Source organism: Pseudomonas quercus (assembly GCF_012033695.1).
GTDB lineage: Bacteria > Pseudomonadota > Gammaproteobacteria > Pseudomonadales > Pseudomonadaceae > Aquipseudomonas > Aquipseudomonas quercus.
Genome location: NZ_JAAVJI010000007.1, coordinates 161,006 through 177,228 on the forward strand (window position 1 = coordinate 161,006; position 16,223 = coordinate 177,228).

Below are 16,223 nucleotides of genomic sequence, written 5' to 3' on the forward strand. Positions count from 1 at the left end.
GAGTTCTACGATAAATACTCATCAAGAAATCAATCATATTCTGAATCTTTCCCGAGGCGCCGCCGCTCCAGTGCTTCTTTCATTTTTTCGATAGCCAGCGATTGCGTTGGAAGGAGCTCTATTTCATTCGTAAGCGTAACCCACCTCGCGCACTCGTCAATTCCCATTAGGTCTTCTATGGTTCTTACAGAGACAAAATGGAATTGAGACGTGGTGTTGCCCAAGTATGCGTTTCCGGTGCTGAGCGCGGCCTGTGCGAAAAGCAAAAAACGCTCCGACGTATTGATGTGCATATTTATCCAGCGCTTACCCTCTCCGTCTGCGTAACGGTTTAATCGATATGCAAAGCTAATCAGGTTCCAATGACTTAGAAAAGCGTCCGGGTCTGCGTTTGCGATGTCCAACAGAGCTTTAATGAAGGCGCGCTTGAACATCTCCATACCTGCATCGTCCAGATCTCCGACGTCTCCTGTACGCCGCAATGCATCTTCGCCGCCAAGAAGGGCTTCTCCTATTACCAAACCTTTGGTTTCAGTAAAAGCTTCTAAAAGGAGATGACTTCGTGTTGCCTCTTGCGGGTGTCGGTGCAAAAACTGACGCAAGAGCCGCGAAATCAGTATGGCCGGAGACCAATTACTTAGGGATGCACCTCTGCCACTTACAACTTCGCCGACTCTGAGCAAGGTCTTTACCACTTCTAAAGACTGGCTCAATGGAAAATCTTCAACGAACCCTTCTAACCGGCTAAGTATGTCCCCTTGCGTTGCAGCATCATAAGGATCAAGCTCGCTACAGAAGGCATCGTGGTTTGTAATTTGGTTTACTAAGCGGTGAAGTAAAGAATTCGGAATTCCATCTGTAGGAAGTGACAACTCAAAATACCGGTCAAACACTTCGGCACAACACACACGCGAATTCGCAAGCCACCGGGAATAAGTCTCACCGCCATGGCGAGTATTACTGAAAACCCAGTCCAGCGTTGGAAAGAGCTGCTTAATAATCTGAATAGTGGCCGCTTGATGTGAAATCGGGGCTAGTTTAACTAGCTCTTCGACAATCTGCTTTAACCGTGTGCGTTCTGTTTCATTATTGCGTGCAAAGACCTGGCTTCCGGTAAGAGAAGCTTTATACGGCGGTAGCGAAGCATAAGTAGCAGGAGCAAAAACACGCAAGCACTCCAACGCAAAGAGATCGACCGGATTGACCTCGGCCACGTCGCTACCACGCAAGAGCCGGCAATGAAATGCCAATGTCGAAGCATAACGATAGACGCTACGTAGGTTGCTAAAAAACGGCCGCATTCCATGACTGAACATACCGCTCCAGTAATCCTGATCGAATCGTTTTTGTAGCTGAGGCTCACTCGACAGTATTGCATCAAGACGGTTAAATAGTATCTGCTCCAACCTCGCCCCGGCGATTGCAGGCACACTGAACGGCACTTGGATAATTTTCTCCAGGTAATCGGCGGAATCATCAAACCCAGCGCGCTGCAGCCCTTGCTCAACAGACCCACGCTGAAATATCAGCAGGAACACCACATTGGCAAAATCCATGTTGGCCTTAACCAACTGGAACATTGCTTTTAACTGTTCCGAAGAGAGTCGATCCAAATCATCCAATACGATCAGCAATGGTTTTTCCCGAGCTTTGAGCAATTTTTGTAACTCTTGACGAATCTCACCGAGCGTCAGCTCGTCATCTTTGGCCTGTTGATCGATTCCTTCTGCTCCCTTGATAAATTTTTCTGCAACATTTTTCAAAAATGGCGCGATGCCACCCAGCCAGCCGACGGCGCTTAACGCCCACAAAGCGACCTGCGTCGCCTGCCCATCCGCTAAGGAGCCAAGTGCACTGACTACTAATGCAGAACCTAGCAATGCGGGCACAACTTTCGCCGTACCTGTTATCAGATTTGCGCCAGCACTTAGACGTCGACCGTAACGACGAAACGTTTTGGCCAACTCTTTGCCTGCCTTGCTGCTGTCCTTGCGCTGAACAGCTCGCGAGACCTCATCAAAGAAGACGCTGATTAATTTATCCTGCCCTGCCCACTCCCAAGGGTTGAACTCAACCACCTCAGCGCCCGAAGTAATGGCGAGGTGTTGTAGCGCCAAGTTTTTGATAGAGCTTTTACCACTTCCCCAGCTACCTGTCAGACCGATGACCAAGCTGTCCTGTTGGCGCCATGAGGCAATCGCCAAGGCCAGTGCCCGGGAAAACGAACTACGGTTGAGCAAATCCTCAGTTGGCAGGGAGATTGGCCGATCGTCGGCAAAACGTAGTTCCTCTTTTTGCATCTGCGAACAACCTCTATTGGGTCTTCAGGGCGTATTTGGGGAGTATGTGTCATGCAATGCCATAGCCGCTACGGCGTCACATACGGTTACCAGCCTTCAGTAGGAATTGATATTTATCAGTATGCCTTCGCTGATACGCTTTTATTCAAGCTTTTTCGATCTTTTTGCTTGATAAGGAACACCCAAAATGCAACATTATTAGTACAACACCTCTACTGATACAGGGGCATCACGATGTTCGTCCGCGCGTACCTTAGGGCATCCACCGATGAGCAAGACGCTGTCCGGGCCAGAGATTCGCTGGAGCAGTTTGCCGGCGAGCACGGCCAAGCCATCGCTAGCGTGTATCAAGAAAACGCCAGCGCCGCCGCGCCAGGTCGCCCCGAGTTGCTACGCTTACTGAAAGATGCACACAAGGGCGATGCACTGCTGGTTGAATCCATCGACCGGCTGTCTAGGCTGCCCCTGGGGGACTGGCAGAAGCTCAAGAGCGCCATTGATTCGAAGGGCCTGCGGATTGTGGCGTTGGATTTGCCAACCAGCCACCAGGGCATGATCAACACCAAAGGCGATGAGTTCACCGGCCGCATGCTGGCGGCCATCAATTCAATGCTGGTCGAAATGATGGCGGCAATCGCACGCAAGGACTACGAGCAGCGCCGCGAGCGCCAGGCTCAGGGCATCGAGAAGGCGAAGGCTGAGGGCAAGTACAAGGGACGCCCGGTAGACCCTGACCTCCACCGACGGGTGAAAGAGCTGCTCAACGCCGGGCTGGGCATCCGCGCCACTGCTAGACACGCAGCCTGCTCTACAACCACTGTGCTCAGAATCCGAGACAGCGTGATGCCAGCATAAATTACCAGGGACAGCCGAATGGGCAGCTCCTACTTCAAAGCACAACCGCATTACCACCGGGGTTATTGAGATGCAAGGACGCAACGATTACGCATTTAAGGGATTGTGGGCGCGGTACCAGAATGCTAACGCTTGCACCACAACGTTAGACGAAGTAGCGGACTGGGCCGCATCCAAAGGACTGTCAGTAATAGGCATCCAGCGGCGGGAGGTAGGCGCCTTCAGTAAAACTGATTGTATTGTCATCCAAACCACACAAGGCAGCGGATGCTTCCCAGCAGATCCGGCAGCCTGCCATGAGCATTGGGGCGTGCGGCATAAGGAATACAGCAGAATTTCGGGTATTTGGGAAAAACTGGAGTGGTTTTCACCCTTATGGATAAGTCGGAAGCATGTGACCCAGATCCTTCAGGACGCCGAACGTCTTGAGCCCGTTGAGGCGATCAAATCCTTTGACTATCACACCTCCACTATCTACACCCTTCCCTTTGAAGCAGTCTGCATTGAGCAAGTGATGGGTAGTGCTGAATGCCTAAAGGATGTTCAGCCTCTAGCAAGGGAGGCCTTTCTAGCCTTTTACGCAGGGTATAAAGCTGCAAGCATAGCGGCTTTGATCCCCGCAATTGAGGGTGCCATATCCAAAATCCTCCCACCTGAAACGCATGCCTTGGCGACTATGGAGCGGGTGAATCGAGTTATCGAGGGAGCGGTACAGTACGCTGCAGATATTCATTACGAAGAAATGTGGACGCCCCCCGAATACAGGACGACGGATTACCTCTTTTGCATGGATGAGCACGTATTCGCTTTCGAGACCTTTCGGCGATGGCTACAAAATTGTTTCTATCAGAGGACCGAGGCATATACCGGGGCAACGAACCTGAATCGCCATCTGTTTGCTCACGGCATTTCTGCCGATTGGCAGAAAGCCAGCCTATCGCGCTTGATAGTCGCCTTGGCCACGATCGGAACGATTGAAGCTTGGTACCGCAAAGATAGCTCAAGCACGCTGTTTTTTCCTGAACAGAGTGAAGAAAGCCGACTTCTATGGGAGCAAGCCATACTTCATGGCTCTGCGCAGATGGTGATAAAGCAAATCGAAGCGGCAAGCTACCATCAGCACGGCAGGCGCGTTCCTGTGATGCCAAGCGATGACGGCGCGATGCTGCGTAGGGCGCTTTTGATGGACGACTGTATAAAAGATCTTGTACGCCCTATGAGGGAGGCGGGCTGGGCTGTAAGCGTCCAGGAGAACGATTCAGACCTGTACGTCATAGTCGTAGGGCGAAGCGGTAAAGAGAAAATCAAGGTGGCCCTCCTGTACAGCTGCGGTGCTGAGAACGGCTTGTACAAGGAGCTTGCCCAGGACTGCCAAGCTATCCTTTATCGAGGGGCGCCATACAAACAAAGCCAATTCGCCTGGGGCATCACCGTCCATGTAGGGCCTGTCGCCGGATGGCAGCCGCCGCGACCGCAGGAAAGAGAGGGCGAGGATACCTCAGAAAAATTTGAGTAGGATTGTGAGTAGGAATCCAACCTTCAACAGATCTATACCGTATCCGCTAGGCCATATCCATATTTTCGAGTCTCCCTCGGGCACCATCATTTTCCTTGTTTTTCTATCCAAAAAATCTACCCTTCCCCGCCCATTTTCTAGTAAAAGCACCGCCTACGGCGGTTCGTCTCGCTATGCACGCACGCGAGCAAATGACGTGAAAAGTAAGCACTCCATGAACCGCGTCTTGCCAAGCGATTTTCGCCTCGCCGCCGTCAGCTATCGGCCGGGCAACTCCATGGCATCAGCGCTTCGTAATCCTCAACCCTTTGCGTCTCCATCAACCGTTCCAGCACATGCCGCAACCAGGCATACGGCTCACACCCATTCGCTTTGGCGGTCTCAATCAAGCTGTAGATCTGCGCACTGGCCCTAGCACCCTGCGGCGTGTCGCTGAACATCCAGTTCTTGCGCCCGATTACGAACGGGCGGATGGCGTTCTCGGCGCGGTTGTTGTCCAGCGGCAAGTGGCCTGCTTTTACATACTGTTCGAGGCGGTTCCAGTTGCTGGCCAAGTAATTCACTGCCTTGCCCAACGCGGTTTGCGGCAAGGTATTGGACTGGGTTTTATCCAGCCAGCGCTTGAGTTGTTCAAGCATCGGTGCGCTGCGACGTTGCCACGCAGCCAGCCGCTCTTCTTTGCTGACGCCTTTGCAATCGCGCTCGATGCCATACAGCTTGCCAATCAGGTTCAACGCCATGTCGGCACGGCCGGTTTTACCTTTGGGCTGCACGTTCTACGCTTCGACGAACTTGCGCCGGGCATGCGCCCAGCAGCCCAGCAGGTAATGCCGCCACGGCGTTGTAGCCCGCATAGTCATCGGTCATCAAATAGGCGGTGTAGCCTTCGAGCAGGCGCAAGGGCACCGCCTGCGCGCGGCTGGGGTCGTAGTCGAACAGAACAACGGGCGTGTCGGGCGGCCCTCCGGCCTGCACCTACATCCAGGATTGCGCGGTGGGGTCGCGCCCAGGTTCGTGAAGTACTTGAAGCCGCGTTTCGTCGCAATGGATAACGGGGCTTTCCAGCAACTTGTCACGCATCAGGTTCAGCAGCGGTTGAAATTGCTTTGCACATTGAATGACCCAGCGCGCTAGGGTCTGCCGAGACACTTCCACGCCGTGGCGCTTGAGTACGTTCTCGAAGCGGTACAGCGGCAAGCCGTCGGCGTACTTTGTAGTGAGCAACATGGCCAGCACGCTGGGGCTGGCCAGGCTTTTTTCGATCAGTTGCGCGGGCTTGTCGGCAGTGACCGGGGCGGCTTCGCAGGCCTTGCACGCGTAGGTTTTGCGGATGTGGCGGATGACCTGGAACTTCGCCGGCACAATGTCCAGCTGCTCGCTGGTTTCTTCACCGATCACCTGCTTGCGGCAACCGCAGTCGCAGATCAGTTCGTGCTCGGGCAGCTCGTGTATCACATCGATACGAGGCAGGTTGGCTGGCAGGGGCTTGCGTTTGCCGCGGCGTTTCACCGGGGCAACGACTTCCTCATCTTCGGCGGCCGGCTCGGCGGCAGGGGCCGCCAGGATTTCTTCGGCCTCGTTGCACATCGCCAATTGCGGTGAATCCGCATCACTGATTTTTTCGGACGAGGGCGAAAAAAGCTTGCGCCGAAGCAAGGCGTAGTCTTGCTGCAAACGTTCAAGTTGGGCACCCATCTCGACCAGCAATTGCTTGAGCAACACCGGGTCGTCGGGCAGTGATTGGGGGGATAGTTTCATCGGCCGGATTATACCGACCTGGCGTCATGCAACCCAGCGCGGGGTGAAGATCCTGTGCGGTTTGTTGCGCCAGAGATCAAAGCCGTCGAGCATCCAGTTCAGTTCATCGACGCTCAGTTGGAGGGACTCATCATTCGGGTCCGGGCAGATGTGGAACCGCTCGGCTTCGAGGCGTTTGAGCCAGAGGCAAAAGCCGTTGCGCTCCCAATACAACACCTTGACCTGGTTACGGGCGTGGTTGATGAACACGAACATCACCGGGTCGAACACGGCGACCTTGATTTCCAGCTCGACAAGCGCGACCAAGCCGTTGATGGATTTTCGAAAGTCGACAGGGTACGGGTAGAGGAAGACTTTTTCGGTCTTGGGGCCGGGACGCATCATCGGTGGGGCTCATGGAATTGGGAGCATCAGGATCGGTGACTAGGTGAACGAGTTGAAGGTGTGGTTGGTGGATCGCTTACTGAAGGAGCAGGGCTTGATCAGCAAGCAGCCCGGCTCTCATGTGTACAGACGGGCAACGGTTGAACGCCTCGGCATCCCGTCTTCAAGCCTTGGGAATTCCATACGTCGAAGTTTGGCGGCAATTTGTTGGGGACAAAAGCGCTGTAGCAACAGGTAGACAATCACGTCGAATAGTTCAGTGCCCGGCTCAAGCTTGCAGGCCAGCCAGCAGCCCATGCGCCGCTGGCGCATCTTTGGTGGGCTTGGTTGGCCGAATAGGACGATGCGGCAATGGCATGGCGGCGAGGGCCTCGGCTGAATTTCGATGAACTGCAATTCAGCATGCGGGCTATGGCCCGCTAGCTTAACCCCTGAAGCTAGCCAAACTGGATCATGATGCGCTCTTCGCTGAGTTCTTTATAAGAAATATGTACACCATACCGGCTTAGCCAGGTGTTGCACTGAGTTTCTGCCGCCACCCTCAATGAAAAATAATTATGTCGACGAGGCAGAGCTAGAACAATGTTGAACAATTCGTGCCAACTGGGAATTATTGAAATTCCCGACAAGTGCTTTTTTTAAGAAGCAATTGACCGTAAAGTTGGCTCACACAAACGAGGAGTCGACATGTGCAATCCAGAGTTAAAAAATGAAGTTAAACGAGTAGTAGCCACCAACCCTTTCACTGAAAGAGACATGTTCTGGGAAAGGCACCAGTTTGCAAGATATGGGTATCTTAGAGTAACGCATATGATATCACCAGTAATCGTCAAGGTGATTTCAAGCGAGGTGAAATGGCTACTGGAAAACTTTGGCAAGAGGCGAGACTTTTTAATTGAGTCTACCGAGTACACCCCACGCTACCTAACCAATGTGCCTCGAGATCTGATAAAGAAAAATGGAGAATTAATCCCTACAATATACAATTCGTTGTATCTAAAGGGGCTTATAGAAGCAATTACTGGTGACGCTGTAATTTCTACGCCATGGAAATGGGACAATTATATTATAAATAGTCAACATTTTAAAGGAGATACACACGGATGGCATTGGGGTGATTACCCTTACACTATTATCTGGGTTGTAAAAGCCCCTGAAATATCGGCAGGAGGACTACTAGAATGTGTGCCCCATACGCATTGGAACAAAAAAAATCCCCGAGTTCAAGAGCTTCTAATAAATAACCCTATTAACACCTATAGTCATATAGATGGCGATGTATATCTTCTGAAAGCTGACACCACACTTCACAGAGTAAATCCTCTGCAGAAAGACTGTGAGCGGTTGATCTTGAATACGACCTGGGAACGTGAAAAAGACAAAACCCGAGAAGTAGAACATGAGACTTTTATTTTCCGAGATTAGAAAAATGCCAATCAAGTATGCTCATACAAACATCATCTCTTCAAACTGGTTACGTTTAGCCAATTTTTATATAAAAGTCTTTGACTGCAAAGTGCTCGGTCCATGTAGGAATTTGCATGGTCAAAGTCTATCGTTAGGCACGGGAGTAAAAGATGCGGAAATCGAAGGCGTTCATTTAGCATTGCCCGGTTACTCCAAAGAAGGGCCTACTTTAGAAATATTTCAGTATCGAAAGTATCGTGAGAGACCTTTGGGATACGCGAATAGCACTGGATTGGCACATATCGCATTTGAAGTGAAGAGTATAAGTGAAATATGCGCTGAGGTCGCGATTCATGGCGGAAAATTTCTTGGGAAAATAGTTAATCAGACTGTAGAAGGTGTAGGAGTTTGTGAGTTTGCATACGTAAGAGACCCTGATGGAAACATCATTGAAGTACTAAGGTGGAAAAAAAATGGAATACCTTGCCCAGTTTGATATTGTTGAGTGTCGTTATGAGCGTGACGATCTTAGAATGGCGGAATTCTTTCACAACGCGGATAGAATTAATAAGTTGGCAGAAAGTCAATCTGGGTTCGTATGGAGGCAAACGGAAGATGAATCAGAACTTGTAGAGAAGCTATGGGGAAGCGGGCGGCTATACACACTATCCGTATGGAGAGACGCAGCAGCGCTAAAAAAATTCCTTTTCCGAACCGAACATGCAAACTTTATGCAAAAAGGGCAGCTTTGGTTTAAACCTAGTAAATATCGACGTCATGTTCTTTGGAGAATCCCCTACGATCATCGGCCTTGCGTGAAAGAAGCGCACCATAAAATGACAATGTTATACGAGTATGGCCCGTCGGCGTTAGCGTTTGATTTACGCAGCTGCGAGCCACCAATTACGGGGTATTAAATATGAAGCTCTTACAAGTTGAGCACCAACGCTTGGCCTCCTGCTACAGGATGCAGCTAAGCGACCCAGTTAAGCTGATTAAAAAGGGAGAGCAAATTGAAGATAATACAAATTGCGTCTTTGAGTTAGAGAGCCGATGGAACAGAATCGAGGAATTTCGGGCGCTGTCTAATCCACTACCAGAAAACAAAAAAGACTTCTTGTATTGGTACCAAAGGAAGGAGAAAGAGCTTAATTCCAAGATATGCGGTTTTTTGAAATATTTGGCAAACGACGCCTCTATAGAGCAAATAGCTTATTATATCTGCATGGAAGAAATGGTAGATGGCTCTTTTGATGACTTAATGGCAATGGTCCAAGTTGGAATGAACCTAAGATGCAAAATGGTGGCCGGGTCAAATTATTGGGATGAGATGGGAAGAGGAAATTTTTCAGACGTTCACACTAGCATGTTTAAAGATTCAGCAGATATCCTCAGACCTTATATCCAGAAAAACAAAATCAGTCCTTCCGCGATACCGCCCGAATGCTACTCCAACGGGAACATGCTATTAATGTGGGCATTACGCCGACAGTATAATATTCGTCTGGTAGGGGCAATGGGCCTGATCGAAGGTTCCGCGCCCACACGTTTTGCTGCAACGACTATGGCGATGCAAAGATTGAACCTGCCAAGCAAAGCGATCGCATATCACGAATCGCACATAATGATTGATACACATCATAGCAAAGCTTGGCTGGAAAACGTGCTGGATGAATATTTGAATTATTCTCAAGATGTTATAAAGGAACTTTCTTTAGGCGTTCAAATTCGTTTCAATGTGGCACTAGACTGCTATAAAACTATAGAATCAGAGTTCGCCTTAATATGAATCATAAATATGCTATAGCAATAATCAATCCCATTAGCTCTGCTAATGAATACAATTTAAAAATATCCGAATCAGGATACCTACCCATCGCAATCTACACGGGAGCAATTGAACACCAGCAATACAAAAGGTTTGTCGACACTAGTAGCTTTGATATGGCCATATTCGCTGATGATATAAATGATGTTATTGAAAAATTGAGCTCTTTCAATATCCTCGCAGTTATCCCAGGCAGTGATTGTGGAATTGAATATGCAGACAAATTGGCAAGACATTTTAAAACCTGTGGAAACAATCCCGGCTCATGGCTCAAGAGATTCGATAAGTTTTCTGCAATAGCCGCCTTAAGAGAGGTGGGATTATATAAAGGCTATTCGCTAGAGATCCCTAAGCACTTACCCCCCCAGGACAGCTCGCTGACGTCAGAAATAGTTTACCCATGTGTCATAAAAAGAAGCCAAGGCACCGGTGCACTGGGGGTTAAAATATGTCATAGCTATGACGAACTGGTTAAAGCAGTAGATGAAAATTTGGAATTTACTGAATCTTCTGACGAAGTCGTTTTTGTTGAAAAATACGCTTTAGGTATGGAATTTTCTGCCACTCTAATTAACGAAGGTGCAGAAGCACCAAGACGATTGCTTTGCTTAATGGCGTACGAGAAATACCCTGACAAGATTTTCCCAGGTATCTATAAAACAATTAGCTCCATATCAGTAAAATCAGACTTTGCCCTCGAATGCCTAAACTTCTGCAGTCAAGTAAACGCTGCATTAGAATTTAACTACGGTATCAACGACATTGAATTCAAATATGATAGCGGGGAATTTTACTTCATAGAGCAAAATGGAAGGTTGCCTGGAGCGAATACACCCAACCTAATAAGCGCTTCTACAAATGTAGACTGCTATATAGAGAACATAAAAATCTATTCAGGACTAAAGTCTTTTGATGAAATAATTCAAACAAGTTTTTTTTCTGTGGTATTCATACCTAATTATAAAACAGCCGAAATCAAAGCTGTTCGGGGGCTAAATGAAATCAAGCGCCTACCATCTTATTACTCACATAAGACCTACCTAGAACCAGGTAAGATAGCCGAGAGCACTAGCAACTTTATGAACACAGCTCTGCAGATTAGTCTTCTTTCCGAAAACCCTCTTAAGCTGCAAGACGATATTAAGATAGTTTGCACTTTAATACACATTGAGTACGCCAACAGCTAACTTAATAAAAACAAGGGATCATTGTGCCTATTCCATTCCCAGTTTTTGGCTTTTTAATTGGCGTTACTATAAATAGCTTATTGATTTTTTTAAACTATCCGACATTTATAGCTGGCGATTACATGAATTACTTGTTTGGAGCGCTATTAACTCCTGTTCTCATCTCAACCTGTTGGCCTCATGAAACCAAGCAATTGCTAGCTTTTAAAATGGTCAGCTTGATAATTTCTATTTGCATATGCGCTTCTGCCGGAGGATTATTAATTTATGTCGCGTTAAATAGTTTCGCTTTGTCAACCAATTTGAGCGAAATAATTTTTTCAGGGTTAATCTGTTCTACCGTAGCTATCCCTATACTTAAAACATTATTAGCCATTGAAAATGAGAAAAGCCATGAAATCGTAAATTACATACTAAGTATTTCTTTAAAATTTGAAATTATCATATTAATCATGTCTTGGCTAGCTATATATATATCTACCGACTCAAAATTAGACTACGGGTCTTACCTTTTCCCATTTTCTATTTCTGTTGCAGCACTGATCATTCTATATAAATTCTGCAAAGCAAAAGTTGATTCCCACAGAGAAAATTTGGTTTCCGCTATCGCTTTGCTCTTTTGTTTTCTGCTCTCTTTAATCACGCATTTTTTAGGCATGCACTTTGTTTTTGGTGTTATTTTAGGGAGTGCTGTTCTATCTCAGATTCCTCATATCTCGCACGTCTGGAAAATTAGTAAACTTTCCAGGTACGTGGATGCATGCGCTTTCTTACTCTTTGCGATGCTGGGGCTTAAATTAGAAATTAATGTGTTGCTAGATCCTTATTTTATCGGCATTGGATTCATAGCATACGCACTTGGGATAGCATCAAAAATATTGGCACTGCGTTTTCTTCTTCAATGTCCGAGACATCATACGAAGATTTCCGCAATCTGCCTTTCCACCAAAGGAACAACTGAACTAGTGATGCTTGAGGTTGCAGTTGAAGCTGGCTTAATTGGGCCTAGCACTCATGCCATATTACTTTCTATGACAGTGATTTCAATACTTTGCTCAGTGGTATTCATTAGCACTTGGCATAAAAAATCTAGGCTCAAAATAACGCCTAACAAGAATTTTTCATGAAAAAAAATGCAACATTTAAATTTTGCTGCGTATTGACTCAAAGGATCCTGGCAACCAATATTAAATTTAGTCATAAATAGTCTATGGAAGCTATACGCTATAAAACTGCGAGGGATTGTATGAAATGTACTACAGCAGATATGCTTTCTTGTATAGAGGCATTTGTAGTCTCTGCAGATTTAGGTAGTTTTGCTCGGGCAGCTAAACATCTTAATGTATCACCCTCGGTGATCAGCAAGAAAATAGCAAAGCTTGAAAGAATATTAGGCATCACAATTTTGGATCGCAGTACTAGAAAGTTAAGAGTCAGCACAAATGGAGCCCAAGTCCTCGTACTCTGCCAAGAGATGTTACGTCTTAATTTATCTTTGTTCGAAGTCAGGGATTCTCTGTTAGTTGAACCACAGGGGCTGATTCGTATTTTGGCACCAAAATTGATGCAACATCTTCCGATTTATAAGAGCCTATGCACATCGCTTGAAAAAATGCCGAAACTAAAAATTTTCATTGAATTCGCAGATAGGGCTCCGCTGCCTAGTGACCATTTTGATATTGAAATTCGACTTATCAGTCAACCTCCCATGGACAGGGTCGCAAAAAAATGGCTCGACTTGAATTATGGCCTTTATGCATCTCAGCGATACGTGAGTGTGAATGGCGAACCCACCTCGCCAGATGATTTAATTAAACATTCATGCATACAATATGGCGAGGATATATCACAACCCATTTGGAAGTTTTCTTGCGAAGGAAATATTTTTAACATACGTCCTAGTATTGTATGTTGCACAAATGAAGTCACGGCAGCAGCAGCCATGACCTTGCAGGGAGCGGGTATAACATGCTTACCACAACTTATTATTCCTAGCATTGCTCCTGACTTGATAGAAGTAATGCCCGAATGGAATTTTTCACATAGTCATCCATTGGCCGTTTGGCTGCTTTACCCCGCAGACCGCTATAATTCTGCAAACCGCCGGGCAGCCGTTGAAATTGTATATAACGCAGTTAATCATCTAAACCCCCATCAAATGGCTTGATCCAAAATAGCTTTTACTACTGAAGGAAATATTTGGTGACAATTGCTAAAGTGTGATTAATTGCCTTCGACCGCTCTCAAATTACTTTGCTAGAGGGATTTGTAGGAAAAATCACCCCTTCTCGTACCAACTTATCCTCTGGACATTTATGGAATTTTAGTTTTTCATGCTTGCTACTTAATTACTTAGAGAAAGCCATGAGCATATTTGCAGGTTTAATGACAGCCGTACTTTGGGGCTTAACTGACTTTTTAATAGGAATGAATGCAAAAAAACTTGGCGCCCTTTGGTCGATTTTAATTACTAATGCAGTTTCCTTAACTGTATTAATTCCACTCACACTAATTTTTTGGCCCATACATTTTAGCGTGGCACACATCGCTACTTATTATTTTGCAATTACAGCTTCTTTATTAATCTCACTCGGTTCAATTTTTTTATGTATTGCATTCAAGAACGGTAGATTGTCAGTAGTGGCACCCTTAATATCAACCTATGGATGTTTCACAACCTTGTTCGACTGGATTAATAATACAGCTTTTTCACGCATTCAATTAACGGGCATCGTTTTTTGTACATTAGGTATGTTATTAGTGTCGCGCACACGTGGCGAAAATCAAAGAAATCTCCGAACGCAGCGATTTTCAGTAACTTGCGCTATAGTCGCAGCCTTTTTTTGGGGTATGAGCTTTTGGATTCAAGGCGCATTTGTGCTAGAAGTATTACATCCCGGACAGATGCTTTTTTTAAATAGCATCCTAGGATTTTTTATTGCCGCAATATTCTTATTTTCCATACGCGCAAACAGACCTAATCTGAATCTTTTACAAACTCTTCCGTTTGCTGGCGCAGGGATAATAAACCTGGCTGGATTTTTTTTCTTTACTTGGGGGCTTTCTTTGGGGTCGGCATCCTTAGTATCTGTACTAAGCACTCTTTCCAGTGCAATAGCATGCTTGCTTGCTTTTTTGATTTTCAAGGAAAAAATGTCTAATATTCAAATCTCAGGATGCCTCCTTGCTATATTCGGCGTAATGTTACTGGGAACTCATTGATAAAAAAAAGCTCAGTTTTCAGCCAGCTATTTTGCGCAAAATTTTGAGATTTTCAATGAATTTCTGCGATTACGCAACGCGCTTATTTATACATAATTTTTGCGAGTCTATCCCCATAGGATAGGATATGGCCATTAATAAATTTAATATCCATCCGCTTGCTCTACCTTGAGAGATAAATTAGTAAATCCGATAAAATCAGTATCTCTATACTCTATGCCAAACCCGTTCAAGAATTGCTCGACAATTCGTTGGAACTTTAAAGAACGTGCACGTTTCCCTATCTCACGCACGTCTCTTAATATGACATACATAGGATAAATCGGCTGTTAATTTTTGGCTAAGCGCGCCTGTTTGAATTATGGCACCCCCTTCTAATCACACCGCCTCCATTACCCCCTCAACCCACCCCGCGCCGTCTCCCGCAACGTGGTCAACGCTATCAGCGCCAGCACCGCCGCCCCGCCCATAAAGTAACCGGGCAGCAGCAGGTTGCCTGTATCGGCAATCAGCGACGTCACCACATAGGGCGTCAACCCACCCCCCAGTATCGCCCCTATGTTGATACTGATGGCCATGGCGGTGTAGCGCACCCGGGTCGGGAATTGCTCGGCATAGGTGGGGTAGCCCACTGACTGCACCACGGGCATGGGCAAGGTGGCAACGAACATGGCGAAGGCGGCGACCCAGAAGCCGCCGCTGCCCATTAGCATCATCATGGGCACCACCAGCACTACGTAGCCACCAAAGCCAATGGCAAGGGCTTTCTTGCGGCCGATGCGGTCCGATAACCCACCCCAGAACGGCATCATGGCCGCCATGCACAGGCTCACCACCGCAATCACCCAGTACACCTTGGCCTTGTCGAAATGCAGGTAGGTGGTGAGGTAGATGTTCATGAACACCATGCCAATGAAGTAGCCGGCGTTTTGCGCAAAGGCGAACACGATAACGCGCAGCAAGGCAGGCAGGTTGTGGCGGAACACTTCCCTGACCGGTGCCACCGGCGGTTTTTCCTTGGCCAGGAAGGCTTTGAACGCTGGGGTTTCTTCCACGTTGTGGCGCATGTAGAACGAAAAGACCACCAAAGGAATGGACAGGAAAAACGGAATGCGCCACCCCCAGCTCTGCAACTGTTCAGCACTCAGTAGCCCTGTGGTAACCCCGCATACAATCGCCCCTGCCGCGCCGCCCACTGCAACCCCCAGCGGCGTGAATGCCCCGAAGAAGCCGCGACGGCCGTCTGGCGAGGACTCGGCCACAAAGGCTGCGGCGCCTACCACCTCGCCCCCGGCGAAAAACCCCTGGAAGAGCCTGAGCATCACCAGCAACACAGGTGCCGCAATGCCGATATGGGCCGTGGTAGGCAGTACGCCGATCAAGGCGGTGGCCGTACCCATGCCAATCACCGTGGTCAACAGCACCTTGCGACGGCCGATGCGGTCGGCCAACCGCCCCAGCAGCACGCCACCAATAGGGCGCACCACGAAAGCGATGCCAAACACTGCCAGGGTTGCCAGCAGCGCGGCCGTAGCGTTACCGCTGGGGAAGAACAGCGGTGCAATCAGGGTCGCCATGTAGCCGTAGATACTGAACTCATAATATTCAACCGCTGTGCCCGTAGCAGACGCCATGGCCGCTCTTCTGGCTATCAGGGTCGAAGCGTCAGGGTTCGTAACAGTAGTGAAGGGGGCGGAAGCGGTTTCAGAAAGCACAGGGGACATGGTTACCTTCCCTCTTGGCGGATGGCCAATAGCGTTATCGGG

General features: G+C 47.8%; 14 protein-coding genes and 2 pseudogenes. 10 read left to right on the forward strand and 6 right to left on the reverse strand.

Annotated features, from left to right (window positions below; genetic code table 11):
- Positions 1 to 29 precede the first annotated feature (29 nt).
- The gene (locus HBH25_RS13695) at positions 30 to 2,300 is read right to left on the reverse strand and encodes a KAP family P-loop NTPase fold protein (protein ID WP_168084469.1); all 2,271 of its coding nucleotides are present in this window, start codon (positions 2,298 to 2,300) and stop codon (positions 30 to 32) included.
- Positions 2,301 to 2,534: 234 nt separating this feature from the next.
- On the opposite strand from HBH25_RS13695, the gene HBH25_RS13700 reads away from it, so the two are divergent.
- Both HBH25_RS13700 and HBH25_RS13705 read left to right on the forward strand, forming a co-directional pair.
- A complete protein-coding gene (locus HBH25_RS13700) occupies positions 2,535 to 3,155 on the forward strand; it encodes a recombinase family protein (protein ID WP_168084470.1) in 621 nt (206 codons plus the stop codon).
- Between the two features lie 70 nt (positions 3,156 to 3,225).
- Positions 3,226 to 4,671 (forward strand): hypothetical protein, encoded by a 1,446-nt coding sequence (locus tag HBH25_RS13705; protein WP_168084471.1) that lies wholly within the window; start codon positions 3,226 to 3,228, stop codon positions 4,669 to 4,671.
- A gap of 254 nt (positions 4,672 to 4,925) precedes the next feature.
- Here HBH25_RS13705 and HBH25_RS23760 read toward each other — a convergent pair whose 3' ends face one another.
- The 4 genes and pseudogenes from HBH25_RS23760 to HBH25_RS23350 form a co-directional block, all read right to left on the reverse strand.
- On the reverse strand, positions 4,926 to 5,111 hold the full coding sequence (locus HBH25_RS23760) for a transposase domain-containing protein (RefSeq protein WP_229631908.1): 186 nt from the start codon (positions 5,109 to 5,111) through the stop codon (positions 4,926 to 4,928).
- Positions 5,112 to 5,141: 30 nt separating this feature from the next.
- A pseudogene (tnpC, locus tag HBH25_RS13710) lies at positions 5,142 to 6,429 on the reverse strand (IS66 family transposase); the annotation flags it as partial.
- Between the two features lie 24 nt (positions 6,430 to 6,453).
- Entirely contained in the window at positions 6,454 to 6,813 is a 360-nt protein-coding gene (gene tnpB / locus HBH25_RS13715; RefSeq protein ID WP_229631903.1) for an IS66 family insertion sequence element accessory protein TnpB, read from the reverse strand.
- A gap of 135 nt (positions 6,814 to 6,948) precedes the next feature.
- Positions 6,949 to 7,301: pseudogene (locus HBH25_RS23350) on the reverse strand (IS30 family transposase); the annotation flags it as partial.
- 199 nt (positions 7,302 to 7,500) lie between these two features.
- On the opposite strand from HBH25_RS23350, the gene HBH25_RS13720 reads away from it, so the two are divergent.
- The 8 genes from HBH25_RS13720 to HBH25_RS13755 all read left to right on the forward strand — a co-directional run bounded on the left by HBH25_RS13720 (position 7,501) and on the right by HBH25_RS13755 (position 14,457).
- Positions 7,501 to 8,238: a HalD/BesD family halogenase gene (locus HBH25_RS13720; protein WP_168084472.1), complete on the forward strand. Its 738-nt coding sequence runs from the start codon at positions 7,501 to 7,503 to the stop codon at positions 8,236 to 8,238.
- Positions 8,213 to 8,716: a VOC family protein gene (locus HBH25_RS13725; protein WP_229631902.1), complete on the forward strand. Its 504-nt coding sequence runs from the start codon at positions 8,213 to 8,215 to the stop codon at positions 8,714 to 8,716. The genes HBH25_RS13720 and HBH25_RS13725 overlap by 26 nt, the downstream gene beginning before the upstream one ends.
- Complete coding sequence (locus tag HBH25_RS13730; RefSeq protein WP_168084473.1) at positions 8,694 to 9,137, forward strand: DUF3291 domain-containing protein; 444 nt, start codon at positions 8,694 to 8,696, stop codon at positions 9,135 to 9,137. Before HBH25_RS13725 ends, HBH25_RS13730 begins: the two co-directional genes overlap by 23 nt.
- A gap of 2 nt (positions 9,138 to 9,139) precedes the next feature.
- Positions 9,140 to 10,009 (forward strand): iron-containing redox enzyme family protein, encoded by an 870-nt coding sequence (locus HBH25_RS13735; RefSeq protein ID WP_168084474.1) that lies wholly within the window; start codon positions 9,140 to 9,142, stop codon positions 10,007 to 10,009.
- Positions 10,006 to 11,235 carry an ATP-grasp domain-containing protein gene (locus HBH25_RS13740; RefSeq protein WP_168084475.1) on the forward strand — a complete coding sequence of 410 codons (1,230 nt, stop codon included), beginning with the start codon at positions 10,006 to 10,008 and terminating at the stop codon, positions 11,233 to 11,235. Before HBH25_RS13735 ends, HBH25_RS13740 begins: the two co-directional genes overlap by 4 nt.
- A gap of 23 nt (positions 11,236 to 11,258) precedes the next feature.
- A complete protein-coding gene (locus tag HBH25_RS13745; protein ID WP_168084476.1) occupies positions 11,259 to 12,362 on the forward strand; it encodes a cation:proton antiporter in 1,104 nt (367 codons plus the stop codon).
- A 119-nt stretch (positions 12,363 to 12,481) separates the two neighbouring features.
- On the forward strand, positions 12,482 to 13,402 hold the full coding sequence (locus HBH25_RS13750; protein WP_168084477.1) for a LysR family transcriptional regulator: 921 nt from the start codon (positions 12,482 to 12,484) through the stop codon (positions 13,400 to 13,402).
- Between the two features lie 197 nt (positions 13,403 to 13,599).
- Entirely contained in the window at positions 13,600 to 14,457 is an 858-nt protein-coding gene (locus tag HBH25_RS13755) for a DMT family transporter (protein ID WP_168084478.1), read from the forward strand.
- A 392-nt stretch (positions 14,458 to 14,849) separates the two neighbouring features.
- Here the strand turns inward: HBH25_RS13755 and HBH25_RS13760 are convergent, their stop codons facing one another.
- Positions 14,850 to 16,091, reverse strand: a complete 1,242-nt coding sequence (locus HBH25_RS13760) for an MFS transporter (protein WP_229631901.1) — start codon at positions 16,089 to 16,091, stop codon at positions 14,850 to 14,852.
- Between the last annotated feature and the right edge of the window lie 132 nt (positions 16,092 to 16,223).

Coding starts and splice junctions, on each gene's coding strand:
- HBH25_RS13720 (WP_168084472.1), top strand. CDS start 7,501: ATGTGCAATCCAGAGTTAAAAAATGAAGTTAAACGAGTAGTAGCCACC.
- HBH25_RS23760 (WP_229631908.1), bottom strand. CDS start 5,111: ATGTTCAGCGACACGCCGCAGGGTGCTAGGGCCAGTGCGCAGATCTAC.
- tnpB (WP_229631903.1), bottom strand. CDS start 6,813: ATGATGCGTCCCGGCCCCAAGACCGAAAAAGTCTTCCTCTACCCGTAC.
- HBH25_RS13725 (WP_229631902.1), top strand. CDS start 8,213: ATGAGACTTTTATTTTCCGAGATTAGAAAAATGCCAATCAAGTATGCT.
- HBH25_RS13740 (WP_168084475.1), top strand. CDS start 10,006: ATGAATCATAAATATGCTATAGCAATAATCAATCCCATTAGCTCTGCT.
- HBH25_RS13730 (WP_168084473.1), top strand. CDS start 8,694: ATGGAATACCTTGCCCAGTTTGATATTGTTGAGTGTCGTTATGAGCGT.
- HBH25_RS13760 (WP_229631901.1), bottom strand. CDS start 16,091: ATGGCGTCTGCTACGGGCACAGCGGTTGAATATTATGAGTTCAGTATC.
- HBH25_RS13700 (WP_168084470.1), top strand. CDS start 2,535: ATGTTCGTCCGCGCGTACCTTAGGGCATCCACCGATGAGCAAGACGCT.
- HBH25_RS13735 (WP_168084474.1), top strand. CDS start 9,140: ATGAAGCTCTTACAAGTTGAGCACCAACGCTTGGCCTCCTGCTACAGG.
- HBH25_RS13695 (WP_168084469.1), bottom strand. CDS start 2,300: ATGCAAAAAGAGGAACTACGTTTTGCCGACGATCGGCCAATCTCCCTG.
- HBH25_RS13755 (WP_168084478.1), top strand. CDS start 13,600: ATGAGCATATTTGCAGGTTTAATGACAGCCGTACTTTGGGGCTTAACT.
- HBH25_RS13750 (WP_168084477.1), top strand. CDS start 12,482: ATGAAATGTACTACAGCAGATATGCTTTCTTGTATAGAGGCATTTGTA.
- HBH25_RS13705 (WP_168084471.1), top strand. CDS start 3,226: ATGCAAGGACGCAACGATTACGCATTTAAGGGATTGTGGGCGCGGTAC.